The sequence below is a fragment of the Marinobacter sp. G5_S1_61_S3 genome (assembly GCF_054968585.1).
This window is the reverse complement of record NZ_JBQKUK010000040.1, coordinates 1-1,045: the sequence shown is the minus strand read 5'-3', so window position 1 is coordinate 1,045 and position 1,045 is coordinate 1. Positions and strand designations below refer to the sequence as shown.

Below are 1,045 nucleotides of genomic sequence, written 5' to 3'. Positions count from 1 at the left end.
AGCCGGGAAGCAGTTGCACCGCTGACCGGCCGTGGCGAAGACATCACCATTGACGATGCCTACCACATTTCCCTGCGCATGCTTGAACGCCGCCTGGCGGATGGCGCCTCGATTATCGGCAAGAAGATCGGCGTGACCAGCAAGGCGGTTCAGAACATGCTCAATGTTCACCAGCCGGATTTCGGCTATCTGACCGACGACATGGTGTTCAACAGTGGCGAAGTCGTGCCCATCAGCGACCGGCTGATCGCACCCCGCGCCGAGGGCGAAATTGCCTTCATCCTGAAGAAAGACCTGAGCGGCCCCGGGATTACCAATGCCGACGTACTCGCAGCCACAGAGTGTGTGATGCCCTGTTTCGAGATTGTCGATTCCCGGATCCAGGACTGGAAGATCGCCATCCAGGACACCGTGGCGGATAACGCCTCCTGTGGTCTGTTTGTGTTGGGCGATCAGGCGGTTTCTCCCCGCAAGGTGGACCTGGTGACCTGCGGCATGGTGGTGGAAAAGAACGGCAGCGTGCTGAGCGCCGGAGCCGGTGCTGCGGCCTTGGGTTCCCCGGTGAACTGCGTGACCTGGCTGGCTAACACCCTGGGCGAGTTCGGCATCACCCTGAAAGCCGGTGAGGTCATCCTGTCCGGTTCCCTGGTACCGCTTGAGCCGGTCAAGGCCGGTGATTACATGCGCGTGGACATCGGTGGTATCGGCAGTGCTTCCGTGCGCTTCGCCTGACCCGGATTGAAGAGGACAACATCATGAGCAACAAAATCAAAGCGGCGATCATCGGTTCGGGCAACATCGGCACCGACCTGATGATTAAGATCCTGCGCACCGCCGAACACATCGAGATGGGGGTGATGGTGGGGATTGATCCCGAATCGGATGGTTTAGCCCGTGCCAAACGCATGGGCGTGGCCACCACCGCCGAAGGTGTGGAAGGTCTGGTGCAAATGCCCGAGTTTGCCGAAATTCAGGTGGTGTTCGACGCCACCTCCGCCGGCGCTCACGTTCACAATGACAAACTGCTGCGTGAACACAAACCCGA

General features: G+C 59.8%; 1 protein-coding gene and 1 pseudogene. Both read left to right on the top strand.

The window, feature by feature from the left end; translation table 11 throughout:
- Positions 1–732 (top strand): 2-oxopent-4-enoate hydratase (dmpE, locus tag ACTRWH_RS20430; protein ID WP_462826794.1); only part of this gene is annotated, 732 nt, incomplete at its 5' end.
- A 23-nt stretch (positions 733–755) separates the two neighbouring features.
- A pseudogene (locus ACTRWH_RS20425) lies at positions 756–1,045 on the top strand (acetaldehyde dehydrogenase); the annotation flags it as partial.